General features: G+C 67.1%; 20 protein-coding genes. All 20 read left to right on the top strand.

Annotated features, from left to right (window positions below):
- The first annotated feature begins 522 nt into the window (after positions 1 to 522).
- The 20 genes from mraZ (at position 523) to FS507_RS13225 (ending at position 25,005) form a co-directional block, all read left to right on the top strand.
- On the top strand, positions 523 to 954 hold the full coding sequence (mraZ, locus tag FS507_RS13315; protein ID WP_145943261.1) for a division/cell wall cluster transcriptional repressor MraZ: 432 nt from the start codon (positions 523 to 525) through the stop codon (positions 952 to 954).
- A 207-nt stretch (positions 955 to 1,161) separates the two neighbouring features.
- A complete protein-coding gene (gene rsmH, locus FS507_RS13310; RefSeq protein ID WP_145943260.1) occupies positions 1,162 to 2,217 on the top strand; it encodes a 16S rRNA (cytosine(1402)-N(4))-methyltransferase RsmH in 1,056 nt (351 codons plus the stop codon).
- A complete protein-coding gene (locus FS507_RS13305; protein ID WP_145943259.1) occupies positions 2,214 to 2,921 on the top strand; it encodes a hypothetical protein in 708 nt (235 codons plus the stop codon). Before rsmH ends, FS507_RS13305 begins: the two co-directional genes overlap by 4 nt.
- A gap of 274 nt (positions 2,922 to 3,195) precedes the next feature.
- Complete coding sequence (locus FS507_RS13300; RefSeq protein WP_260853468.1) at positions 3,196 to 5,052, top strand: peptidoglycan D,D-transpeptidase FtsI family protein; 1,857 nt, start codon at positions 3,196 to 3,198, stop codon at positions 5,050 to 5,052.
- Positions 5,049 to 6,641, top strand: a complete 1,593-nt coding sequence (locus FS507_RS13295) for a UDP-N-acetylmuramoyl-L-alanyl-D-glutamate--2,6-diaminopimelate ligase (protein ID WP_145943258.1) — start codon at positions 5,049 to 5,051, stop codon at positions 6,639 to 6,641. Before FS507_RS13300 ends, FS507_RS13295 begins: the two co-directional genes overlap by 4 nt.
- A complete protein-coding gene (locus FS507_RS13290; RefSeq protein ID WP_145943257.1) occupies positions 6,638 to 8,167 on the top strand; it encodes a UDP-N-acetylmuramoyl-tripeptide--D-alanyl-D-alanine ligase in 1,530 nt (509 codons plus the stop codon). The genes FS507_RS13295 and FS507_RS13290 overlap by 4 nt, the downstream gene beginning before the upstream one ends.
- Positions 8,168 to 8,175: 8 nt before the next feature.
- Positions 8,176 to 9,276, top strand: coding sequence for a phospho-N-acetylmuramoyl-pentapeptide-transferase (gene mraY, locus FS507_RS13285; protein ID WP_145943256.1), 1,101 nt, complete (start codon positions 8,176 to 8,178; stop codon positions 9,274 to 9,276).
- Between the two features lie 32 nt (positions 9,277 to 9,308).
- Positions 9,309 to 10,754: a UDP-N-acetylmuramoyl-L-alanine--D-glutamate ligase gene (gene murD / locus FS507_RS13280; protein ID WP_145943255.1), complete on the top strand. Its 1,446-nt coding sequence runs from the start codon at positions 9,309 to 9,311 to the stop codon at positions 10,752 to 10,754.
- Positions 10,751 to 12,205: a peptidoglycan glycosyltransferase FtsW gene (locus tag FS507_RS13275; protein WP_145943254.1), complete on the top strand. Its 1,455-nt coding sequence runs from the start codon at positions 10,751 to 10,753 to the stop codon at positions 12,203 to 12,205. The genes murD and FS507_RS13275 overlap by 4 nt, the downstream gene beginning before the upstream one ends.
- 3 nt (positions 12,206 to 12,208) lie before the next feature.
- Complete coding sequence (murG, locus tag FS507_RS13270) at positions 12,209 to 13,315, top strand: undecaprenyldiphospho-muramoylpentapeptide beta-N-acetylglucosaminyltransferase (RefSeq protein ID WP_145943253.1); 1,107 nt, start codon at positions 12,209 to 12,211, stop codon at positions 13,313 to 13,315.
- Between the two features lie 41 nt (positions 13,316 to 13,356).
- A complete protein-coding gene (gene murC, locus FS507_RS13265) occupies positions 13,357 to 14,823 on the top strand; it encodes a UDP-N-acetylmuramate--L-alanine ligase (RefSeq protein ID WP_222121431.1) in 1,467 nt (488 codons plus the stop codon).
- A 6-nt stretch (positions 14,824 to 14,829) separates the two neighbouring features.
- A complete protein-coding gene (locus tag FS507_RS13260) occupies positions 14,830 to 15,543 on the top strand; it encodes a cell division protein FtsQ/DivIB (RefSeq protein ID WP_145943252.1) in 714 nt (237 codons plus the stop codon).
- A gap of 146 nt (positions 15,544 to 15,689) precedes the next feature.
- Entirely contained in the window at positions 15,690 to 16,961 is a 1,272-nt protein-coding gene (ftsZ, locus tag FS507_RS13255) for a cell division protein FtsZ (RefSeq protein ID WP_145943251.1), read from the top strand.
- Positions 16,942 to 17,685 (top strand): peptidoglycan editing factor PgeF, encoded by a 744-nt coding sequence (pgeF, locus tag FS507_RS13250; protein WP_145943250.1) that lies wholly within the window; start codon positions 16,942 to 16,944, stop codon positions 17,683 to 17,685. Before ftsZ ends, pgeF begins: the two co-directional genes overlap by 20 nt.
- Positions 17,686 to 17,755: 70 nt before the next feature.
- Positions 17,756 to 18,340 (top strand): cell division protein SepF, encoded by a 585-nt coding sequence (locus FS507_RS13245; RefSeq protein WP_145943249.1) that lies wholly within the window; start codon positions 17,756 to 17,758, stop codon positions 18,338 to 18,340.
- A 6-nt stretch (positions 18,341 to 18,346) separates the two neighbouring features.
- Entirely contained in the window at positions 18,347 to 18,643 is a 297-nt protein-coding gene (locus tag FS507_RS13240; protein WP_075815553.1) for a YggT family protein, read from the top strand.
- A gap of 190 nt (positions 18,644 to 18,833) precedes the next feature.
- Positions 18,834 to 19,853: a DivIVA domain-containing protein gene (locus tag FS507_RS13235; RefSeq protein ID WP_145943248.1), complete on the top strand. Its 1,020-nt coding sequence runs from the start codon at positions 18,834 to 18,836 to the stop codon at positions 19,851 to 19,853.
- Between the two features lie 39 nt (positions 19,854 to 19,892).
- Positions 19,893 to 20,051, top strand: coding sequence for a hypothetical protein (locus FS507_RS17645; RefSeq protein ID WP_186314688.1), 159 nt, complete (start codon positions 19,893 to 19,895; stop codon positions 20,049 to 20,051).
- A gap of 285 nt (positions 20,052 to 20,336) precedes the next feature.
- Entirely contained in the window at positions 20,337 to 23,543 is a 3,207-nt protein-coding gene (ileS, locus tag FS507_RS13230; RefSeq protein WP_145943247.1) for an isoleucine--tRNA ligase, read from the top strand.
- Between the two features lie 121 nt (positions 23,544 to 23,664).
- On the top strand, positions 23,665 to 25,005 hold the full coding sequence (locus FS507_RS13225; protein ID WP_145943246.1) for an HNH endonuclease signature motif containing protein: 1,341 nt from the start codon (positions 23,665 to 23,667) through the stop codon (positions 25,003 to 25,005).
- The last annotated feature ends 8 nt before the right edge of the window (positions 25,006 to 25,013 follow it).

Raw genomic sequence — 25,013 nt, 5'->3', positions numbered from 1 at the left:
CCCACACCGCTATCGGAGGTTTGACTCCCTCAGCGCGTGTTCACAACCTCACGGGGAACTACATCTAGTTCACTGCGGGGTTCCGTGACCCCGCGCACCCCACGGGCGGGCTCCGATCACTGATCGGGGCCCGCCCGTTTTGTCGTCTTCGGCCGACGACGGCCCACGCTCCCGTGTGCCCCACAACGCCCCACCGTGCCGTCAGGAACCGTCCGATGACGGCCCCAGGGGGCCCGACGTGCCCGACTTCCACTCCTGGACTAGAAAAAGACCCCCACCTTCCCCCACCGTGCTCCAATTCTTATAACCACAGTTCAAAGGGGTAATTTCATTGAGCATCAGCCGTTGTGACGGTGCACGGTGCGATTTTTGTCATCTTCTGTGACTCGTGGGCTAGTCACTGTGGTTGGAAGTGGGGTACTGTGGGGCGCACTGGGGCAGACTGGTCCCGGGACAACTTCACAGAGAACGCATACGGCAACAACGTCTCAGATGTCCGGATGACCGGGGAAGGGGGCCGACATGTTCTTCGGCACCTTCACCCCGAAGCTCGACGACAAGGGTCGCTTGACCTTGCCCGCCAAGTTCCGCGAGCAGTTGGCGGACGGGCTGGTCGTCGTCAACGGGCAGGACCACAGCCTCGCTGTCCACACCAGGGCGGAGTTTCAGGTGCGCGCCGCGAAAGCAGCGGCGGCGTCACGGGCGAACCCGCAGGCGAGGGCATACGTCAGGAACCTGGCGGCGAGTGCCGATGAGCAGGAGCTCGACAAGCAGGGGAGGATCACCCTCTCAGCCGGGCACCGGAGTTACGCGGGTCTCAACAAGGACTGCGTCGTCATCGGTTCAGTCGACTTCATCGAGATTTGGGACGCGGCGGCCTGGGAGGCCTACCTGGAGGAGCACGAGTCCACTTTCGCCGACGGCGATGACGACTCTCTCGCCGGGATCCTCTGACAGTCGTCGGTGACTGCCGTATGCCCCGCGACGCCGGTGGGACTGTGTGCCGGCCCTCATCTGCGCGGACGACCCTGCTTTGATGTACTTCCCCGACATCAAACGGGCCCGTGCAGGTGAGGCCCTGTGTACAGTCCCGGCGGCGTTGTGATGACCACGTGAAGTGAACGGGACCGGACAACCGCCCCTGAAGAAAGGACCTCCTCGATGACCGTCGCCGATGACGACAAGAACGCACGCGTCTCTGGCGAGCACGGGCACGTCCCGGTCATGCGTGACCGCATGGTGGAACTCGTTGGTGAGGGGGTCGACTCAGCCGGGGCGCCGGAGACGCCTGTGATCGTCGACGGGACCCTGGGGGCAGGTGGACACACCGAGGTCTTCCTCGAGAGCTTCCCTCAGGCGGTGGTTGTCGGTCTGGACCGTGATCCTGCCGCGCTCAACCAGGCACAGGAGCGCCTGTCGCGTTTCGGTGACCGGTTCCTCGCCTACCGCACCAGGTTCGACGGGCTCGGGGACGCACTGGACACACTGGTGGACGACGGGAAACTTCCGGAGACGGTCCGGGAGGTCGGCGTGTCAAGTTACCTCTTCGATCTCGGTGTGTCGTCGATGCAGCTGGATCAGGCTGACCGCGGGTTCGCCTATGCCCAGGACGCACCGTTGGACATGAGGATGGACCCGGATCTGCCGACCACGGCCGCGGACATCCTCAACAACTACGCACACGGGGACCTGGCTCGGATCCTGAAGACCTACGGAGACGAGCGCTTCGCGGGGAAGATCGCCTCGGCGGTCCTCCGTGAGCGGGAGTCGGAGCCGTTCACGACCTCCGGGCGCCTGGTTGAACTGCTCTACCGCACGATCCCGGCAGCGTCCCGGCGCACCGGGGGGCACCCTGCCAAACGCACCTTCCAGGCCCTTCGGGTCGAGGTGAACGCAGAGTTGGATTCCCTGGCTGCCGTCATCCCCGAGGTGACGGCACGTCTCCATCTCGGAGGCGTCGCGGTCTTCATGAGTTACCAGTCCCTGGAGGACCGCATCGTCAAGAAGGCCCTCGCCGACCTGACGGTGGACCACACCCCACCGGGACTACCTGTCGCCCTGCCCGACCACGCCCCCGATTTCGAGCTTGTCACCCGGGGTTCGGAGAAAGCCTCCGAGGCAGAGATCGAGCAGAACCCGCGGGCAGCACCCGTCAGGGTCAGGGCAGTCCGACGAATTCAGCAGACACACCGAGACGCACAGCGAGGAACCAGATGAGCACCGCCACCGCAGCCCGTCAGCGCACCCGCCAACGCACCAGCGTAACCGGGCACGACGACCACAGGCCCGCCGTCGTCAGTCCGTCCCCCCGGCGTGAAGACCGTCGTCGCACCCACGCCAGCCCCGTCAGGAGGCGGGGCTCGAGGCAGCAGGTGACGGTTCGGGGACGTCGGATCGCCGTCCCGTCCGCAGCTGAGCGTTCAGTGGTGCGGACCTGGGTGGTCCTGCTCGCACTGTTCGTCGCCGGAGTCGCTTTCGCCATGTACCTGTCGGGAAAGACGACGGAGCAGTCTTTCCAGCTCTCCGAGGCGGAAGCGACGAGCACGACGCTGTCCAATGAGCTGGAGTCACTGCACCGCGACGTGGAGGATGCGTCCTCCACCCAGCGTATTGCGGCCGAGGCGTCGCGACTGGGCATGGTCGTCCCCGGCCAGGCGGGCGTGCTCGACGTCAACGGCGACGACGTCAATGAACTCCGCGCCGCCGACCCTGAGGCGACCCGCCCGGTCACCGACATCAACGGTGAGGTCCGCGCACAACGCCCGACGAGTGACCCGGAGGCCACCGACCAGGTTCCCGGGCTCGCTCCACAGGCCCTGGACAACGGTGGCGACGGGCGCGACAACCCGGACGGTGACTCCGCGGCGCCGGCCGGAGAGGCGCAGCGTGGCTCCGACTCGACCGGTGAACTCCCGTACTGACAGCACAGCCGACAAGACACGCCCGGCGTCCAATGCCCCGGGTGTGGCGCCCGTGCTAGGACAATGGACGGGATGAATCGACCGGGCTCCATGTCCGGTCGACAAGACCATGCTGTGAGCATCGTGGAAGGGAGAGGTCACATTGGCCGAGGACAGGGACCGAAGGCAGTACGCCGGGCGTGACCCCCGACCTCAGCGACCCTCGCGTTCCTCGCGACCGTCGTCCCGGTCCACGAGGTCGGGAGTTCCCGGGAACTCCTGGCAGACCCTCGACATCGGTGCCGCCAGCTTCGGAAAACGTGGCGCGGCGGTGTTGATCATCGTCGTCGTCCTGGTGCTCGCGCTGCTGCTCAGGTTGACCTGGGTACAGCTGGTCAAGGGCCCGGAGTTGTCTGCGATGGCCAGTGAGCAGCGCACGGCGGTGATCACCGAACCCGCCCACCGGGGCAGCATCGTCGACCGCAACGGCCAGCGGCTCTCCTACACCATGGAGGCCCGCTCCCTTTCGGTGCATCCCCACCTGCTCGAGTCCTTCATGGAGGACCGTCATGAGCTTGATCCCGAGGGTGTTTCCGCGCCGGAAGAACGGATCGGCGAGATCGCCGAAGGCCTGCCGGAACTGCTCAATGATTCCGACAGTCAGACCGATCCGGACGACGACTCCGACACGGACGGGGTGAAGGCCGACGACATCCGGGACAAACTCACGGCAGACTCGACCTATGAGGTCCTGGTCCGTGACGTCGACCCGGACGTCGCGGAGAAGGTCTCCGAGGAGTACCCGGAGATCACGGTGGAACGTCAGGACATCCGCCAGTATCCCAACGGCGCGGTGGCACAGAACGTCATCGGCAAGATCAGCCGTGACAACGAGGGCCAGTTCGGTCTGGAGCTGTCGCAGGATTCCCGGCTGCAGGGCACCAACGGTTCACGCACCGTCGACGTCGGGGCCAACGGTCTCGCCATTCCCGGTTCGACGCGCGACCGGCACCCCGCCGTGGACGGCGACGCCTATGAGCTGACCCTCGACCTGGAGGCCCAGACCTACATTCAGCAGCTGGTACAGCAGGCCAAGGACAAGTCAGGTGCCGAATCCGCCTCCGCCGTGGTGCTCGACGCGACAAGCGGCGAGGTGGTGTCGATGGCCACGTCCGACACGATCAATCCGCAGGGCAACATCGACGAACAGCTCGAGGACGGCAAGGTCTTCGGTAACCGTGTCGTGCAGGACGCCTACGAGCCCGGGTCGGTGGCGAAGGTGATGACCGCCGCGGCCGCCATCGAGGACGGCAAGACGACCCCGGACGAGGTGCTGCAGGTCCCGGGCAGCATCGACATGTCCGGTGTGACGGTCAAGGACGCGTGGGACCACGGCGTGGTGCCCTACACCACGACAGGTATCTTCGGGAAGTCCTCCAACGTCGGCACGCTGATGTTGGCCGACCGCGTGGGCGAGGAGAGTTTCTGGGACTACGTCCAGAAGTTCGGTATCGGTCAGGCCACGGACCTGGGGCTGCCCAGTGAGACCAGCGGATATGTACCGGACCTGTCGCAGTGGTCAGGCGGCACCTTCGCCAACCTGCCGATCGGGCAGGGCATGTCAATGAGCCTGCTGCAGATGGCCAGCATCTACCAGGCGCTCGCCAACGACGGTGTGCGGGTGACACCGAGCATCATCAAGTCGGTGACCGACGCCGACGGCAACGACATTCCGCAGGACGAACCGGAGTCGGTGGAGGTGGTCTCCCCGGAGACGGCACGCACGGTGGTCGACATGTTCCGGGCCGTCAACCAGTCGGACCCGACGGGAGTCCAGCAGGGCACCGCCCCCACAGCGGGCATCGAGGGGTACCAGACCAGCGGGAAGACCGGTACCGCCCAGCAGATCGACCCCGAGACGCGGGCGTACTCCAACTCCGACTACTGGATCACCTACGCCGGTATCGCCCCGGCAGACGACCCCCGCTTCGTCGTCGCCATCATGCTGGACGATCCCGAGCGTGGGACCGACGGAAGCGGCGGCCAGTCGGCCGCGCCACTGTTCCGGGACATCACGTCCTGGTTGCTCGACCATTACAATGTGCCGCTCTCCCCGGAGGCCGCACCCCGACTGACGCTGGAGGCGCAGTGAGCGTGAAACCACCCACCCTGGCCGCACTCGCGGACCTGACAGGAGGGCGTCTCGTGGCGCTCGGCGAGTCAGACGCCCCCGGTGGGGCAGGAGAACTCCCCGTGACGGACGCCGCGATCGACGCGCGCTCGGTCGCGGTCGGCGGCATGTTCATGGCGGTGCCGGGGGCCCGGGCCCACGGGGCGTCCTTCGCCGGCCAGTCGGCAGGCAGCTGTGTCCTCACCGACGAGGAGGGGCTGACGGTGCTCCGTGCGGACGGTGTGCAGACGGTCGTGCTGGTGGTCGATGACTGCAGGGCATGGCTCGGACCGGTCGCCGCAGAGATCCACGGTCACCCGTCCCGGTCGATGACGGTGATCGGTGTGACCGGTACCAGCGGTAAGACGACCACGTCGTACATGGTGGAGCGGATGCTGCTCGACGACCACAGTGTGGGCCTCATCGGGACCACCGGGACCAGGATCAACGGCCGTGCGGTCCCGACGTCGCTGACAACACCGGAAGCACCGACGCTGCAGGGGCTTTTCGCCCGGATGCGTGACGAGGGGGTCACCCACGTCGTGATGGAGGTGTCGTCCCATGCACTGGTGATGGGCAGGGTACGCGGGGTCGACTTCGATGTCGCCGGTTTCACCAACCTCAGCCAGGACCACCTGGACTTCCACCCGACGATGCGGGACTACTTCGAGGCGAAGTCGCTCCTGTTCACCGTGCCCCAGGACCCCGGCGGAGAGCTTCCGTCCTCCGTGGTCTGCGTCGACGACGAATGGGGCCGCGAACTGGCGGAGACCGTGGAGAACGCCACCACGGTGACGACCACCGGTGTGGCACCGGCGTCATGGTCGGTCGACTCGGTCGAGGTCGGGACCGACGGTCTGCAGCACGTGACGGTGACGGATCCCGACAACCCCGAACCCACCTTCAGTTTCCCGCTCTCCCTGCCCGGCGTGTTCAATGTCGCAAACGCCGTCGTGGCACTGGCGTGTGCCCGGGAGGCCGGCGTCGACGTGTCCACGGCGGCACCGAAACTCGGTGACGTCCATGTACCGGGCAGGATGCAGACGGTGACCGTCGGTGAGGGTGACACCCGCTACCCGCGGGACTTCCTGGCGCTGGTGGACTACGCCCACAAACCCGGCGCTGTGGCTGCTGCACTGACGACTCTCGCCGACCAGTTGGAACGCGCGGGACACGGGGGCCGCGTCGGCGTGGTGCTCGGAGCCGGAGGTAACCGGGACCACGAGAAGCGCCCCCTGATGGGGGCCGAGGCAGCCAAGGTCGCGGACCTGGTGATCGTCACCGACGACAACCCCCGCGACGAAGAACCCGGGGGCATCCGGGCCGAGGTCCTCGCCGGGGCACGGGACATCGCGGACAGCCGGGGCGCCGACCTGCGCGAGATCGGTGACAGGGCCGACGCGATCAGGGCCTCAGTCGCCTGGGCCCGCCGGGGCGATATCGTCATAGTCGCCGGCAAAGGTCACGAGACCGGACAGATCGTCGGGGACACCGTCCTCGAGTTCGACGACGTGGCAGTACTCGCACAAGCACTCAGGGACCGACAGGACAGACAGGAACCGACACGATGATTGAGATGACAAGCGGCACCATTGCCGAGGTCACCGGAGGACACCTGGTGGACGGTGCCACGGCAGAAACTGTCGTGACCGGCCCCGTCGAGTTCGATTCACGACGGATCACCCCCGGCAGCGTCTTCATGGCGCTGCCCGGTGAGCGCGTCGACGGCCACGACTTCGTCCCGGGAGCACTGCGTGACGGTGCCGCGCTGGCCATGGTCGGACGTCCCGTCGGACAGCCGTCGTTGCTGTGCGAGGCCGTCGAGGAGTCTGCGGACGCCGACGACGGCGCGGCCCAGCGTAACGCGGCCTATCTCGAGAATGACCCGGAGGGTGTGGGCGAACGAGTGCTCGCCGCGGTCGGACGCCTCGCCCGCTACAACACCGACACCCTGGTCGCTGAGGAAGGGCTCACCGTCGTCGGCGTGACGGGATCGGCTGGGAAGACCTCGACCAAGGACCTCCTCGGCGCCGTCCTCACCCGTGCAGGCGAGACCGTGGCACCCCCCGGAAGCTTCAACAACGAGATCGGACACCCGTACACGGCGCTGAAGGCCGGCCGCAGCACCAGGTTCCTCGTCGCCGAGATGTCGGCCCGCGGCCAGGGCCATATCGCCCACCTCGCCCGGATCGCACCGCCGCGGATCGGTGTCGTCCTGAACGTCGGCACCGCACACCTGGGCGAGTTCGGCTCCCGTGAGGCGATCGCGCGGGCGAAGGGCGAGCTCGTCGAGTCCCTCCCGTCCGCGGACGACGGCGGATTGGCCGTACTCAACGCCGACGACGACCACGTGTCGGCGATGCGGACCCGGACCGACGCGCGGATCATCCGCTTCTCGACGTCGGAGGAGGGGCGTTCAGGGGCGGACCACGTGGACTACTACGCCTCGGACATCACGCTGGACGAGGTCGCCCGCGCGTCGTTCACGCTGCACCACCCCTACGGGGAGCCGGTGCAGGTCACGCTCGGCGTGTTCGGGGCCCACCAGGTGTCCAACGCCCTCGCCGCCGCCGTCGTCGGCATGGAATGCGGCCTGGACGCCGCCACCGTCGCAGGAGCACTGAACAGTCACGTCGCCGCCAGTGCGAACCGCATGGACGTACGGACCCGGGCGGACGGTGTGACCGTCATCAACGACACCTACAACGCGAACCCGGATTCGATGCGCGCCGGTATCGACGCCCTCGCCTACACCGCGGCAGGACGTTCTGACGTGCAGAGCTGGGCCGTGCTGGGGCAGATGGCGGAGTTGGGTGACGATGCGCGTGACGAGCATGCGCTCCTCGGCGACGTCCTCGCCCAGCGGCGTATCGGTCATGCGGTGATCGTGGGTAACGGGGTCAACCAGAGCGCCCTGGCGGAGGCAGCGGAAGCCCACGGGGTCTCCGTGCGACAGGTCGAGAACGCCGACGCCGCCGTCAACTTCCTCGACCTCAACGTCGAACCCAATGATGTCGTCCTGGTCAAGGCGTCCTACGCCGACGGCCTGTGGAGTGTCGCCGAGGGGCTGTTCGTCGGCGAAGAAGAGAGCAGGTAACCGAAGCCATGACACAGATCATCGTCGCCGCCCTCGTGGCGTTCTTCGTCTCGATCTTCCTCACCCCGGTGCTGATCCGGCGGTTCTCCGCGGAAGGCATCGGCCAGGAGATCCGGGAAGAAGGGCTCAAGTCGCACCTGCGTAAGCGTGGCACGCCCACCATGGGTGGTATCGCGATCCTGGCGGGCATCACCGCGGGCTACGTCGTCGCCGTTCTCGTCGGTCTGGTGACCAACGGTACCGGCCCCGGCGTATCCGGTTGGCTGGTCCTCGGGCTGACACTCGCACTCGGCGGGCTCGGTTTCACCGACGACTACATCAAGGTCGTCAAGGGGCGGAACCTCGGCCTGAACGCGAAGGCGAAGCTGGCCGGCCAGCTGGTCACCGCCCTGATCTTCGGTTTCCTGGTGCTGCAGTTCCCCAACTCCGACGGGTTGAAGCCGGCGTCGACGAAGCTCTCCTTCACCCGGGACATCAACACCCTCGACCTTGCTGTCGGTGGAGCGGTCATCGGCACGATCCTCTTCCTGATCTTCATCTACCTGGTGATCTCCGCCTGGTCGAATGCCGTGAACCTCACGGACGGTCTCGACGGGCTGGCCTCCGGTGTCACGGCGATGGTCCTGTCCGCCTATGTGGTGATCACCTTCTGGCAGTTCCGCAACTCGTGCTCCGGTGCGGCAGAGGCGGGGTGTTACGCCGTGCGGGACCCGCTGGACCTGTCGATGCTCGCAGCCGCCGGGCTGGGCGGCTGCGTCGGATTCCTGTGGTGGAACGCCGCCCCGGCGAAGATCTTCATGGGGGACACCGGCTCACTGGCCCTCGGCGGCCTGGTCGCCGGCCTGTCCATCGCGTCCCGGACCGAGCTGCTGATGGTCGTCGTCGGCCTCCTGTTCGTCATGGAGGCGGCCAGCGTCGTCATCCAGGTCGTGTCCTTCAAGACCACCGGGCGACGCATCTTCCGCATGGCACCCTTCCACCACCACTTCGAGGCCGGGGGGTGGGCGGAGACCACGGTCACCGTCCGTTTCTGGCTGCTGTCGGCGTTGTTCGCCGTGGTCGGTGTGGCCGTGTTCTACTCCGAGTGGCTGAGCAACTCACCACTCTGACACCTACAGTCCCACGACAGGAGAACGATCACATGGTGAACCAGGTCGTCGAAGCGATGCGAGGCGGTGACGTCCTCGTCGCAGGCGCCGGCGTGGCCGGTGCAGGGGTGGCCCGGATGCTGGGTGACCTGGAGTGCACGGTGACGATCGCCGACGACAACGTCGTCGCCGGCGGCACGCTGGGAACGGAGACCGGCGCCTACGCCGTGACCGTCGCCGAAGCCCTGACCCGGCTGGGGGACGGACGCTTCGACCTGGTCATCACGTCACCGGGGTGGCGGCCGGACGGACCGCTCCCGGCCACCGCCGCGGAGGCCGGGGTTGCGGTGGTCGGCGATGTCGAGGCGGCCTGGTTGGCGGACAGGGCCGCCCTGTTCGGCGCACCGAGGACCTGGTTGGCGGTCACGGGGACCAACGGCAAGACGACGACGACGGCCATGCTCGACGCGATCCTGCAGGCGGACGGTCGACGGTCTCGTGCGGTCGGCAACATCGGGACGCCTCCGGGTGAGGCCCTGCTTGCCGAGCCGAGGATCGAGGTCCTGGCTGCCGAGGTGTCGAGTTTCCAGCTCCACTGGGCTCCGGAGTTCGCCCCGGACGCGGGATGCGTGCTGAACCTCGCCGAGGACCACCTGGACTGGCACGGATCCTTCGGGAACTATGTCGCAGACAAGATGCGTGCCTTGACCGGCGCGGTCGCGGTGATCGCCGCCGACGACCCGAACGTCACGTCAGGGGCGCACGTGGTCTCCGGTGAACGGCGTGCCTTCACCACGGGTGATCCCGCCGCCGTCGTGCTGTCGGACGGGCCCGTGGCCGTCGTCACCGGAGTGCGGGACGGTCGGATCGTCGAGCTGGACCCGGCGACCGGACAGCTCACTGACCTCGCCAGCGCCGAGGGAATCTCCCCTCCCGGTCCGGCCGGTGTGGCGGACGCTGCGGCGGCGGCGGCACTGGCACGCAGCGTCGGTGTGTCGGCGGAGGCGGTGTCCAGCGCTCTGGCAGGCTTCCGTGTCCAGGCCCACCGGGGCCAGGTCGTGGCTGAGACCGACGGTGTGCGCTGGGTGGACAACTCCAAGGCGACGAACCCCCACGCCGCATCGGCGGCACTGCGCGGCCTCGACCACGTGGTCTGGGTGGCCGGCGGCCAGCTCAAGGGAGCCGCCGTGGACGACCTCGTCGCAGAGGTCGCGCCCGGACTCCGGGGAGCCGTACTGTTGGGGGTCGACCGGCGGATCCTCGCGGACGCGTTGGCCACGGTGGCACCGGATCTCCCGGTGAGCGTCATCGACGACGCTGACCCGGTCACCGCGATGGTTGAGGCCGTCGCGGCGGCCCGGTCGCTCGCCGGCGTCGGCGACAGTGTCGTCCTCGCCCCGGCGGCAGCGTCACTGGACATGTACGAGGGTATGTCGCAACGAGGCGACCTCTTCGCGGAACTGGCGGGACAACCGGCGGGAAAGGACGTTGACCGATGACGGTGAAGAACGATTCCGGACGCACCGAGTCGCCGTGGCGCGGACTCGGGGACAAGTTCCGTCGTGTGCTGAGCACGCCGCAGTTCAACTACAAGGTCATCATGAGTGTGACCGCCATCCTCGTCGTGATCGGCCTGACGATGGTTCTCTCGTCGTCGATGGTGACCTCCATCGACAGCGACACCGGTGTCTTCGGCGAGTTCATGAAACAGGCGGTCGTCGTGGCCGCCGGTCTCGTCGCCATGTGGTTCTTCCTGCGGGTGACACCGTCCACCGTGCGCAACCTCTCGGTGGTCTTCCTGGGTGTCTCGGTGGTGCTGTTGATCCTGGTGCTGATCCCCGGCATCGGTGTCGGCGGGACCGAGGTCGGCTCGAATTCCTGGATCCGCTTCGCCGGTGTCGGTATCCAGCCCTCCGAGGTAGCGAAGTTCTCCCTGGCGGTCTGGGGCGCAGCTGTCGTGGCGGCCCGTTCCCGGGTGAGCAGTTCGGCGCGGTTCGTCCTGAACCCCTTCCTCATCGTCGCGGCGGTGATCCTGGGCCTGGTGCTCCTGCAGGACGACCTGGGCATGATGCTGTCGTTGGCCGCCGTGATGGCGGCGATGCTCTTCTTCGCCGGCGTCAGCACGACCGCGCTGATGTCGGTGCTCGCCGTCGCCGGTGTGGCGGGCGTGATCTTCAGCCTCCAGCACGCGTTCCGTAGCGCGAGGTTCAGCTCCTGGACCGAGACCTTCACCCTGAGTTTCGACGAGGCGACGTCCCGCGGCGCGACGTTCCAGTCGCGGCAGGGGATCCTCTCGCTGTCCGACGGAGGTCTGCTCGGCCAGGGGCTCGGCCAGTCACGCGCGAAGTGGCTCTATCTTCCCGAGGCGGCCAACGACTTCGTCTTCGCCATCATCGGTGAGGAGCTCGGGCTGCTCGGTGCGGGACTCGTCGTCATCCTGTTCGGGGTGCTGGCGTGGTTCGGTATCCGTACCGCGATGGCGCAGAACGATCCTTTCCTCCGGCTCCTCGCCGCGGCCCTGACGATGGGTATCACGGTCCAGGCGTTCTACAACATGGGGTATGTCGTGGGGCTGTTCCCGATGACCGGTGTTCAGCTCCCGCTGATTTCGGCCGGTGGTTCCTCTGCGGTGGTCACGCTCGCCTCCCTCGGACTGCTGGCGAACATCGCCCGGCATGAACCTGCCACCGTGTCGTCGATGCAGCATGAAGGACGGCCGTTGATCGACCGCATCCTGTTCCTGCCGGAGCCGGAACCCTACAGGCCCGGCCAGGAGCGTCGTGAGCGCGTCCGCGAACAACCGAAGCGGTACGGTGAACCGGTGACCCGGCGACGACAGCCGCCGGGAGAGCCGGTCAGGTCCGGCGCCTCGCGTCACCGTGGGGCCCGGGAGCCGTTGCCGGAACCCCGTCACCGCACCAGTCAGCAGCACAACCGCAGGAGGCGTTAAGCCGTGTCCCCCTCATCCCGTCCGATATCCGTCGTCCTCGCGGGCGGTGGGACGGCGGGTCACATCGAGCCCGCCCTCGCCGTGGCAGAGTCCATCCGGCGGGCGTGTCCGGACGCCCGCGTGGCAGCCCTGGGGACGACCCGGGGCCTGGAGACGACACTGGTCCCCGCCCGGGGCGTGGATCTGGAGCTGATCCCTGCGGTACCGGTGCCGCGCACGCTGAACAAGGATCTTTTCACGCTGCCTTTCCGACTGATCGGGGCGCTGCGACGGACCCGCCGCGCGCTCAAGGACCTGAAGGCTGATGTGGTCGTGGGATTCGGCGGCTATGTCTCCGCCCCCGCCTACCTGGCCGCGAAGTCGCTCGGTGTGCCGATCGTGGTCCATGAGGCGAATGCGCGTGCCGGCATGTCCAACAAGCTCGGCGTCCGGCTCGGGGGACGGGCCCTCGCCGCAACCGCCGACTCCGGACTGGACGCCGACGTCGTCGGCATCCCCGTCCGTGACTCACTGTTGGCGTTGGACCGTCAGGCACTGCGCGCCGAGGCGCGTGAGTTCTTCGGGTTGGACGAGGACGGACCGGTCCTGCTGGTCACCGGGGGGAGCCAGGGGGCGTCTTCCATCAATGCCGCCGTCAGCGGGGCCGCGGGAACGTTCGCTGACGCGGGTATCGGCGTCCTCCACGCCTACGGCAGGAAGAACGAGGCACCGTCGGTGCCGTCGGCTGACGGCGCCCCGGCGTACGTCGCGGTGCCCTACATCGACCGCATGGACCTCGCCCTGTCGGCCGCCGACATGGTGCTGTGCCGTTCCGGTGCGATGACGGTGGCGGAGATCTCGGCCTGCGGACTGCCGGCCGTGTACGTTCCCCTGCCGCACGGCAACGGGGAACAGGAGCTCAACGCCCGCCCGGTCGTCGCCGCGGGTGGCGGGGTGATCGTCCCCGACGCCGAGCTCGACCCCGGTCGGGTTGCACGTGAGGTTGTCCCGCTCCTGCGGGACAAGGAGAGGCTGCGGCGTGCCGGTGACGCTGCGGCGGCGGCCGGCCACCGCGACGCGGCGGACCGCATCGCCGAGATCGTCATCAGTGAGGTAGGGGATGAGCAGTGAGCACAACGGTGAGTTCGGTGGATGATCTCCGGCACGTCCACATGGTCGGGATCGGTGGTGCCGGGATGTCCGGCATCGCGCGGATCCTGCTGGACCGTGGGGTGTCCGTGAGTGGATCGGACATGAAGGAGTCACGGATCGTGCTGGCGCTGCGTGCCGCGGGCGCGGACGTCTCTGTGGGACACCGGGCGGAGAACCTGACGGCGGGCACGCCGGGCGGCGGCCTGCCGGATGCGGTGGTGACGTCCTTCGCCGCGATCCCGCAGGACAACCCGGAGCTCGTGGCGGCGCGTGAGGCCGGTGTCCCTCTGCTGCGACGCTCCGACGTCCTGGCGTTGCTGATGGAGCGCAGGCGGGCGGTGCTGATGGCCGGCACCCACGGCAAGACCTCGACGACCTCTATGGCAGTGGTCGCACTCCAGCACGCGGGCATGGACCCGTCGTTCGCCATCGGCGGGCAGCTCAACCGGGCGGGGACGAACGCCCACCACGGCACCGGCGACGTCTTCGTCGCGGAGGCCGACGAGTCGGACGGCTCATTCCTGTCCTACTCGCCGGAGGTCGCGGTGGTCACCAACATCGAACCGGACCATCTCGACTTCTTCGGCACGGAGCAGGCGTACCGGGAGGTCTTCGAACAGTTCGCCGGACGTGTCGTCCCCGGCGGTGCGCTCGTCCTGTGTCTGGACGACGACGGGAGCGCACGGCTGGCGGAATCAGTCGTCGCGGGTGAGGTCCACGTCGCCGAGGGGGTCCGTGTGCTCGGCTACGGGACCGCGGCGGCCGCCGCAGCCCATCCGACCGTCCCCGTGGCCGCGGAGATCCTGTCGACCGGCACGCTGTCGGACGGTGGCACCGACGCGGAGGTCCGGCTCGCCGCGGGTTCCGTCGACACCGTCCACGTGACCGTGCGCACCCCGGGGCGGCACATGCTGCTCAACGGGGTGGCGTCGCTGGTCGCGGGCGTCCTGGTCGGTGCCCCGGCCGACGGGATGGCCGCCGGTGTCGCGTCCTTCGACGGGGTACGTCGACGCTTCGAGTACCACGGCCGCGTCGGAGGGGTGGAGGTCTACGACGACTACGCCCACCATCCGACGGAGGTCCGCGCCGTCGTGACGGCCGCGCGTGAGAAGGTGCGTGCCCGCCACGAGGACACCGGGCAGTCCGGCCGTGTCGTCGCCGTGTTCCAGCCGCACCTGTACTCCCGTACCCTCGCCTTCGCCGAGGAGTTCGCCGAGGCGTTGTCCCTCGCGGACGTCGTGGTGGTGCTGGACATCTTCGGCGCGCGGGAGGAACCGGTCGAGGGCGTGGACAGCCGGGTGATCACCGACCGGGTGGACCGGGCGACCGAGGTGCATTACGAGCCCCGTTTCGCCGACGCACCCGCGCGGGTCGCAGAGCTGGCCGAGGACGGGGACGTCGTGCTGACAGTCGGGGCCGGGACAGTCACGATGCTCGCCGACGAGATTCTGCGGGCACTCGACGAGACCGTTCCGGACGAGGGTTGATGTCCGATGGTGAGCAGTGACACCCGTGCCGCCCGGGCACGGCGGAAGGGTCGACGGGACCCTCGTCGACGGCGCAGGCTCGCCGTCGTCCTGGGGGCTCTCGGCCTGCTCGTGGTCCTCGCGGCCGTCGTCGTGTTCAGTCCGTTGTTCCAGGTCCGCACCATCGACGTCGAGGGGACGGGGCACCTCACACCGGAAGAGGTCATCTCCGCGGCATCTCCGGTGGAGGGGCAGAACCTGCTGTTCGCCGACACCGGTGACGCGGCGAGGTCCGTCTCCGAGCTGCCATGGGTAGAGAAGGTGACCGTCTCCCGTGACTGGCCGTCGGGTGTGCGGGTGAACATCACCGAGTACAACGCCGTCGGTGTCGTCGACGGTGACGACGGTCCACTGGTGATCAACGAACGTGGCCGCGTCTTCCTCCGTGGTGAGAGTCCGGAGGGGGCGGTGCCGGTGCAGGCGTCCGCCGACGACTCCGGCGCCCTCGAAGCGGCAGGTACGGTGCTCGGGGCCTTGCCGGAGGAGCTCCGCGGGACGGTGGAGGAGGTCGACGCGTCGTCTGCGGAGGAGGTCACCCTGCGCTTCGCCGAGGGGCGCGAGGTGTACTGGGGTTCCGCCGACCGCGCCGAGGAGAAGGCTGAGGCGACACGGGTGGTGCTCACCAGGGAGGGGCAGCGGTGGAATGTCTCGAACCCGGCACTGCCCTCGGTGCGGGACTGAACCGCCCCCGACAACTCTCAACCCGACGTTGAGGGATACGACACGCAAGAAAAATGTGCGCGGAAATCACCGCCGTGTCACACACAATTGGTCGCAGAGTTAGAGCGACAGCACAACAGGCACCCCCGGGAAAGAGAGCGCACACCATGACCCTCTACGACAACCACCTCGCCAAGATCACCGTCGTCGGTGTCGGTGGCGGTGGTGTCAATGCCGTGAACAGGATGATCGACGCGAATCTCCAGGGTGTGGAGTTCGTCGCGATCAACACAGACGCGCAGGCACTCCTGCTCACCGACGCGGACACCAAGCTGGACATCGGCCAGGCCGAGACCCGCGGTCTCGGTGCCGGCGCGAACCCCGAGGTCGGACGGAAGTCGGCGGAGGACCACAAGGAGCAGATCGAGGAGGTCATCGAAGGTTCCGACATGGTCTTCGTGACCTGTGGTGAGGGCGGCGGCACCGGGACAGGTGCCGCGCCGGTGGTGGCGAACATCGCCAAGAAGAAGGGCGCGCTCACCGTCGGCGTCGTCACCCGGCCGTTCACCTTCGAGGGGCAGCGTCGTTCCAAGCAGGCACTCGAGGGGATCGAGGCGCTGCGTGACGTCTGCGACACACTCATCGTCATCCCGAACGACAGCCTGCTGAAGATGGGCGACGCCGATCTCCAGCTGATGGACGCCTTCCGTAAGGCCGACGAGGTCCTGCACTCCGGTGTCGAGGGCATCACCCGGCTGATCACCACTCCCGGCGTGATCAACGTGGACTTCGCCGACGTGCGCTCGGTGATGACCGACGCGGGTTCGGCCCTGATGGGCATCGGCAGCTCACGCGGCGACGACCGCGCCCGCAAGGCGACCGAACTGGCGATCAACTCTCCGCTGCTGGAGACGACCATGCAGGGCGCCAAGGGCGTGCTGCTGTCCTTCGCCGGCGGGTCCGACCTGGGACTCTTCGAGGTCAATGAGGCGGCCACGATCGTCCAGGACCTCGCCGACGAGGACGCCAACATCATCTTCGGCACCATCATCGACGACCAGCTGGGCGACGAGGTCCGTGTGACCGTCATCGCCACGGGCTTCGACGACTCCCCGAACGTGGTTGCGACACCGCGTCGTGGGCAGCACCGTGCGCCGGAGAACGGTGCCGGCGCCGCTCCCGCCGCCGAACAGCCGCAGCAGTCCCAGCCCGGCATCTTCAACGGGGACGACGCCCCGGCCGCCCAGCGGAGCGAGGCCCAGCCGCAGAACGCCGGCTCGAGCAGCTTCACCCGCCGTTCCCGGTCGGGCGTCCCGGGATCCTCGGAGACGCCGAACTCCTCGGGGTTGTTCACCTCGAACGGCGACCGTCGGGACACCCGCCGTGACGACCGTGGCGATGAGGGGGATGACGATCTCGATGTCCCGACCTTCCTCTGACCGTCGTGTCCGTAAGGTGGTGACCGACCGGCACGGTGGATCGTCGTCGGGGGAGTTCTCCTCCTTCAACCTCGCCGACCATGTCGGTGACGACGTCTCGGCCGTGGCTGCCAACCGGTTGCGGCTGGCGGAGTTGATCGGTGTACCTCCCGAGCGGATGGTCTACATGGAGCAGATCCACTCGCCGAATGTCACGGAGGTGACCGGTGAACTGCTCGAGTCCCTTGACGGCGGGCCCGTCGAGTTCACCGATGCGCTGGTGACCCGGGAGTCCGGTGTCGCACTGGTCGTCCTGACCGCCGACTGTGTCCCGATCCTCCTGTCCGACGAGGAGGCTGGTGTCGTCGCCGCGGTGCATGCGGGACGGATGGGTGCACGCAACGGAGTGGTGCCGGCGACCGTCGCCGCGATGACGGAGCTCGGTGCCGTCCCCGCCAGGATCCACGCGCTTCTCGGTGCGGCGGCGGCCGGCGAGGACTACGAGGTTCCCGAGGAGATGGCCCGGGACGTCGAAGAGCGGTTGCCCGGGTCCCGGACGACCACGACCCGGGGCACTCCGGGCCTGGACATCCGGGCCGGTGTCACCCGGCAGCTGCTCGGTGCCGGGATCACGTCAGTCGACGCGGACCCGCGGAGCACGGTCTCCGAGGAGAACTTCTTTTCGTACCGGAGGGAAGGTCGGACAGGGCGCCAGGCTTCAGTGGTCTGGATTCCTGACGTCTGACGCCACTTCCCGGTATTTTTGACAGCAGACGACCCGCGTACGACACATCCCAGAGAAAGCGAGACAGACCATGGCAGACGGAATCACCGGGAAGGTCAAGGATTTCTTCGGCTTCGGTGACGTTGACAGCTTCGATGACCCGTATTACCGCGACGAGTTCGAGGAGGACCGTGGCGGTTACCGGCAGTCGGGGCGGTACCAGGACCGCGAGGACGACCGGGAGCGGGACTACGACCGTGACCGGGGAGACCGGATCGAGCGCTCCGACCGGGTGGGCCGTGCAGACCGCTCCGACCGCTCCGACTACGACTACCGCTCGTCCCGGCCGCCACGCCGCGCCGACGTGGGCGCGGCACCTGTCGCGCCGGTGCCGGCGACACCCGCCAGGGAGCCTCAGGTCGTCCGCCTGGCCCTGAGTTCGTTCCAGCAGGCAGGGGAGTTGGCGACGGAGTTCAAGGCAGGGGACATCGTCGTGCTGAACCTCTCCGGGATGGAGAAGGCCGAGGCCAGCCGCGTGCTGGACTTCTCCGTCGGGCTCGCCAAGGGGTTGGACGGTACACTGAAGAAGCTCGGCGGGCTGCGAAACTTCGCCCTGATCCCCGCCTCCGTGACCCTAGACCAGAGCCAGCTCGACCAGTTGGTGGAGGACCAGTAGAACACCGTGGCCACAACTCTCTATCTCATCGCACTGCTCCTGAGGTTGTACTGGTTCATCCTCCTCGCGCGGGTCATCATCGAGATGATCCGTTCTTTCTCCCGCCAGTGGCGTCCCTCGCGTCGGTTCGCTCTCGTCGCCGAGCCCATCTTCGTGCTCACCGACTTCGTGGTGCGTCCGTTGCGTCGGGTGATCCCACCTCTCCGGTTGGGCGGGGTCGCGCTGGATGTGTCGGTCCTGGTGCTCTTCTTCGGGATCTCGATTCTCATCACGATCCTGATGAGTATCGCCGCCCAGGCGTGACCGTCCGGGCGGGCGCTTCTGCCCTGACATTCTTGCAGGTGGGAAAACCCCTCCTGTATAACTGACCTGAAAGACTGCACATAAGGTTGAACCTGAAGCCTTGTGGACGTGGTCGCTGATAAGATCGTGACTGACTCGCCGCCCGGCCCCCTCGGCCGGCGGAACATATCGACTGTGAAGGGAACTACCGATGCCGTTGACTCCCGCTGACGTTCATAACGTGGCATTCAGCAAGCCGCCGATCGGCAAGCGTGGCTACAACGAGGACGAGGTTGACCAGTTCCTCGATCTCGTCGAAGACACGCTCGCCGAACTCCAGGACGAGAATGACGACCTCCGTGGGCAGGTGGGGTCCGGCGCAGCTGCCGCAGCCCCGGCTGCTGCCCCCGCGTCGTCCGATGATTCCGAGTTGACGGCTGAGCTCGAGGAGGCCCGTGCCCGGGTCACCGAGCTCGAAGCCGAGCTGAAGAAGGCGCAGGACGCCACCGCCGCAGCGGAGAAGCGTGCCACGGCCGCGGAGAACAAGGCCGCCGACGCCGAGAAGCGTGCCGAGGCTGCCTCGTCGCAGGCGACTCAGGCTCCGGCCGCGGCCGCTGCCCAGGCACCGGTCACGGAGACGGCACAGGAGTCCGGCACAGCCAACGCCGACACCCACATGCAGGCCGCCCGGGTGCTGAGCATGGCACAGGAGATGGCCGACCGGCTCACCGGCGACGCCAAGTCCGAGTCGCAGGCCATGCTGGACGATGCACGTGACGAAGCCAACCGCACCCTCGAGGAGGCCAACTCGAAGGCCAGCTCGCAGCTGTCCGACGCGCAGAAGCGCTCCGAGAAGCAGCTCGCCGAGGCGGACCAGAAGGCCCGCAAGACGGTCGCCGAGGCCCAGAAGAAGGCCGACACACTCGTCGCCGACGCAACGCAGAAGTCCGAGACCCTGATCTCCGACGCGACCGCCCAGTCCGAGGCGCAGGTCCGCGCCGCCCAGGAGAAGGCGGACGCCCTGCAGCAGGACGCAGAGCGCAAGCACACCGAGATCATGACCACGGTGAAGAAGCAGCAGACCGCGCTGGAAAGCCGTATCGAGGAACTGCGCACCTACGAGCGGGAGTACCGTACCCGCCTGAAGACCTTCCTGGAGTCCCAGCTGGAGGAGCTCAACAGCCGCAGCACCGCGGCACCGAACTCCAACATCGACTTCAGCGAGAAGTAGTTCCCCGGTCAACGGCGTGGACGACGGACGGCGGTAACGATGCTCGCACTGTCTCTCCTGATGTCCCTCCTGGGGTTCCTCGCCCTGCTCGTCGCCCTCTATGTGGGGTCGGCGCTGTGGGCGTGGATCTGCATCGGGGTGGCGGCCGTGGGGATCGTCATCTTCGTCGTCGACCTGTTTCTCCACCGGAGACGATGAGGCGTATACTTCATGTCTGACCGGCCCCGCACCGCCGTGCGGGGTTTTTCAATCGCAGTGATCCGGCCATCACCGGGGAGCGATCCGGAAGAAAGGTGTGTCCCCGGGCGGGGCGGGCCGAGTAGAACCGGACGTGGTCGCGGCACGTCACAGCCGTAGGAACAAGCGGGATTCCCCGGCTCGGCGGTGTCGTCGGGGAGCCCAAGCGGGGTGGTACCGCGTTGCCGGCACAGGCGACGTCCCCGCGGACCGTGAGAAAGCACACGACCTTACGAGGAGTCCGCGATGACCACCCCCGCCGGCGGAGCGTACCCGCACACCGACATGTCGAACGGCACCAGCTCGTTCCCGACGATGGAACGCTCCGTCCTCGACTACTGGAAGCAGGACGACACTTTCCAGGCGTCCCTCGACAACCGTGAGGGCGCGCCGGAGTACATCTTCTACGACGGCCCGCCGTTCGCCAACGGTCTCCCGCACTACGGGCACCTGTTGACCGGCTACGTCAAGGACATCGTCCCGCGTTACAAGACGATGCGCGGTTACCGCGTCCCGCGTGTCTTCGGCTGGGACACCCACGGCCTGCCTGCTGAGCTGGAGGCGGAGAAGCAGCTCGGCATCACCGACAAGGGCGACATCGAGAAGATGGGGCTCGCCTCGTTCAACGAGTACTGCGCGAAGTCGGTGTTGCGCTACACCGACGAGTGGAAGGACTACGTCACCCGTCAGGCCCGGTGGGTGGACTTCGACAACGGGTACAAGACCATGGACCTGTCCTACATGGAGTCTGTGATCTGGGCCTTCAAGAACCTGTACGACAAGGGGCTGATCTACCAGGGCTTCCGGGTGCTGCCCTACTCGTGGGCCGAGCACACGCCACTGTCCAACCAGGAGACCCGCCTGGACGACTCCTACAAGATGCGTCAGGATCCCACTCTGACCGTCACGTTCCCGGTCACCGGCGCGCATCCAGGTACCGCGGCGGTGGAGACGCTGGCGGCGCACCCGGAGCTTGCCGGGGCGTCGGCGCTGGCGTGGACGACGACACCCTGGACGTTGCCGTCGAACCTCGCCCTGGCGGTCAACCCGTCGGTCACCTATGTACTGGTCGCGGTCGCTGATGACGGTGCTGACGCAGTCGCCGGACGCACCGTCCTACTGGCGAAGGACCTGATGGCCGCCTACGGCAGTGAGCTGGGCGAGGCTGCGGACGTCGTTGCCGAGTTCACCGGCGAGCAGTTGGTCGGACTGACCTACGAGCCGGTCTTCGGCTACTTCGCCGACCGTGCCGAGCTGGGGGAGAAGCGGCCGTTCCGCATCCTCGCCGCGGACTACGTCACCACCGAGGACGGTACCGGTGTCGTCCACCAGGCACCCGCCTTCGGTGAGGACGACATGACCACCTGCAATGCGGCGGGGATCGACACCGTCGTGCCGGTGGACATGGACGGCAAGTTCACCTCCCTCGTGCCCGACTACGAGGGACAGCTGGTCTTCGACGCGAACAAGGACATCATCCGTGACCTCAAGGCCGCGGGACGGGTGGTGCGCCACCAGACCATCGAGCACTCTTACCCGCACTCGTGGCGTTCCGGTGAGCCGCTGATCTACATGGCGCTGCCCAGCTGGTTCGTGTCGGTCTCCACGTTCCGGGACAGGATGGTGGAGCTGAACCACGAGCAGATCGAGTGGATCCCGGAGCACATCCGGGACGGCCAGTTCGGCAAGTGGCTCGAGGGAGCCCGTGACTGGAACATCTCCCGCTCACGGTACTGGGGTTCGCCGATTCCGGTGTGGGTGTCGGACGACGACCAGTATCCGCGCATCGACGTGTACGGTTCGCTTGATGAGCTGGAGGCGGATTTCGGGGTGCGCCCGGAGTCGCTGCACCGTCCCTACATCGACGAGTTGACCCGGCCGAACCCTGATGACCCCACTGGACAGTCCACGATGCGCCGTGTTCCGGACGTCCTCGACGTGTGGTTCGACTCCGGTTCGATGCCCTTCGCGCAGGTGCACTACCCCTTCGAGAACAAGGAGTGGTTCGACACCCATTCCCCGGCGGACTTCATCGTGGAGTACATCGGGCAGACCCGTGGCTGGTTCTACCTGCTGCATGTGTTGTCTACGGCGTTGTTCGACCGCCCCGCGTTCACGAAGGTGGTGTCGCACGGCATTGTGCTGGGCGACGACGGACTGAAGATGTCGAAGTCGAAGGGTAACTACCCCGACGTCAACGAGGTCTTCGACCGTGACGGTTCGGATGCGATGCGGTGGTTCCTGATGAGTTCGCCGATCCTGCGTGGCGGGAACCTGATCGTGACCGAGCAGGGAATCCGGGAGGGCGTCCGCCAGGCGATGCTGCCGATGTGGAACGCCTACTCCTTCCTGCGGCTCTACGCCCACACCCCCGCGCAGCGGGACACCGCTTCGACGAACGTGCTCGACCGGTATATTCTGGCGAAGCTGCACGACACCGTGTCCGCGGTCACCGGTGCGTTGGACGCCACGGACATCGCCTCCGCCACGGATGAGATCCGCCAGTTCTGTGACGTGTTGACCAACTGGTACGTCAGGCGGTCCCGCGACCGTTTCTGGGCGGGGGACTCCGGCGAGAACGGGCACCCGGAAGCGTTCAACACCCTGTACACGGTGCTGGAGACGCTGTGCCGCATTGCGGCTCCGTTGCTGCCGATGACCACGGAGGTCATCTGGCGGGGCCTGACAGGTGAACGTTCGGTGCATCTCACCGACTGGCCGTCGGCTGATGAGCTTCCGGCGGACGAGGCGTTGGTGGCCTCGATGGACGCCGTGCGCGGCGTGTGCTCGGCGACGTCGTCGTTGCGCAAGTCCCACAAGCTGCGCAACCGTCTACCGTTGCCGGGGCTCACAGTGGCGCTGCCTGAGTCGGACGCACTGGAAGACTTCGCGTCGATCATCCGCGACGAGGTGAATGTCAAGTCTGTGACGCTGACTGATGATGTTTCGTCCGTGGGACGTTTTGACGTGGTGGTCAATGCCCGTGTTGCCGGCCCGCGTCTGGGCAAGGACGTCCAGAAGGTGATCAAGGCCGTCAAGACCGGCAACTACACTGTCGCGGATGACGGGACGGTCACGGCCGATGGCATCGAGTTGGTCGACGGTGAGTTCAGCCGCAAACTCGTGGCGGTTGACCCGGAGAACACCGCCGAGATCCCGGGTGGGGACGGTCTCGTCGTCCTTGACACCACCGTGACGCCGGAACTCGAGGCCGAGGGGTGGGCAGCGGACCGGGTCCGTGGCGTTCAGGACGCCCGGAAGGCGTCCGGTTTCGATGTCTCGGACCGCATCACGCTGACGTTGTCGGTGCCGGAGGAGAAGAAGGCCTGGGCCGATGAGCACACCGGGACGATCGCGGGTGAGGTCTTGGCGACGTCGGTGTCGGTGGTCGTCGGAGAGTCTCTGCCCCATGACGTGGGCGACGGAGTGTCTGCGGATCTTGTGAAGGTGTAGCCCCACCTCGCGCCCCGGACGGGAATCCGTCCGGGGTTCTTTTTCCTCTTGCTGATCGAACACAGATTCGGTAGAGTAAGAGGCAGTCGAGGGTGGTGTCCGCAGCGATGAGGGGAAGATCATGGTGCAGGGTAGGGCGGATCTCAGTGTTATCGAACGTGATTACGAGGAGCTGTGTTTCGACTGTGATGTCGAATATGTCGAGGAGGACCTCGATGAGCCGTGCTGGGCGGTGAGTGCCCAGGAGGCAATGTACAGCGCGAAGAGGGAGATCAACCGGCTGGAGCTCGATATAGCGCGTGACGCGGCACCGTCACCGTCCAGCGAAGTGTCCCGTCATGTCAGGAAGCTGTCTGTGGGGCTCGGGGTCTCCAAGGGGAAGGCGCTGGCCTACTGTGACATCGGCACGATGATCACCCGGATGAGAGTGTTGGGGCGACATCTGCAGGGTGGCGCTTTCTCCTTCGACCACCTTCGGGCGCTCGCTGACTCGGTTGCAGCAGTGGATGACGAACATCTTGACGAGGTCGAGCGGGGCATTGTGGCTCTGGTGACCCCCGTCATGCCTCGTCAGGCCGTGCCGGGGGTGGTCACACTGCGTCGACTGGCACAGGAGGTCATCGCCGAAATCCAGCCGTCGGCACGTCCTCTTGACCCGGAAGGCCGGGGTGAACCGCCACCGCCGCAGCATCAGCTCGACTTCGCGGTGGATACCCGCGGAGATGCGGCGACGACCTTCCATGTCACTCTCCCGACAGACGAGGGGGTGGGCATGATCCGCATCATCGACGCGGTCGCCGCGGCACGGAAGTGCAGCAGGTCCCGCGCACTGCTCGACCTGGTGCACGGCAGAGCGGGCGACGTCTCTGTCACGCTGAACTGCTACCGGAACCTCGACAACGGCCGGATGCACCTGGAGAGCACCTGGCTGCACGAGGTCGCCACTGAGCGGTGGATGGCGCGGGTCACTGACCTGTGCGTCGTCGGCCACAGTGAGGTCTCCGGCTACTCTCCGTCCGAGCATCAGCGCGCGACCGATGCCGGCAGAGACGGCACCTGCAGATTCCCGGGATGCGACAGTCCTGCCGCCACCGCCCAACTCGACCACGTCACCAGGTGGACTGGCGGAGACGGCGAAATCGAGGACGTGTCTCCGGGCGGAAAGACCGCGACGTGGGCGATGCACTCCTTGTGCCCCGGGTGTCACAGTCTCAAGACCCGGGGGCTGTACGACGTTACCCTCAATCCGGACGGCTCGGACTGGTGGACCAGCGTGGAGGACGGCCATGTCTACGTCTCGACGCCGACGGGACCGTTGGCGGATGCTGTCCTCGACTTCGACTCGCGACTGCACCGTAAGGTGCGGACCCTGGCGAGCCATAATGCGGCGAGATTGCGGTGGCTCGCCGACATTGAAGACGCCGTAGCTGAGGCAGAGGCGGAAGAGCTGGTGCCTTTTTGAGGGCCCCG

This window comes from Corynebacterium glyciniphilum AJ 3170, assembly GCF_007673095.1.
In the GTDB taxonomy this organism is placed as follows: Bacteria; Actinomycetota; Actinomycetes; order Mycobacteriales; family Mycobacteriaceae; genus Corynebacterium.
The sequence above is the reverse complement of the archived record's forward strand: the minus strand, read 5'-3'. Positions and strand labels throughout refer to the sequence as shown.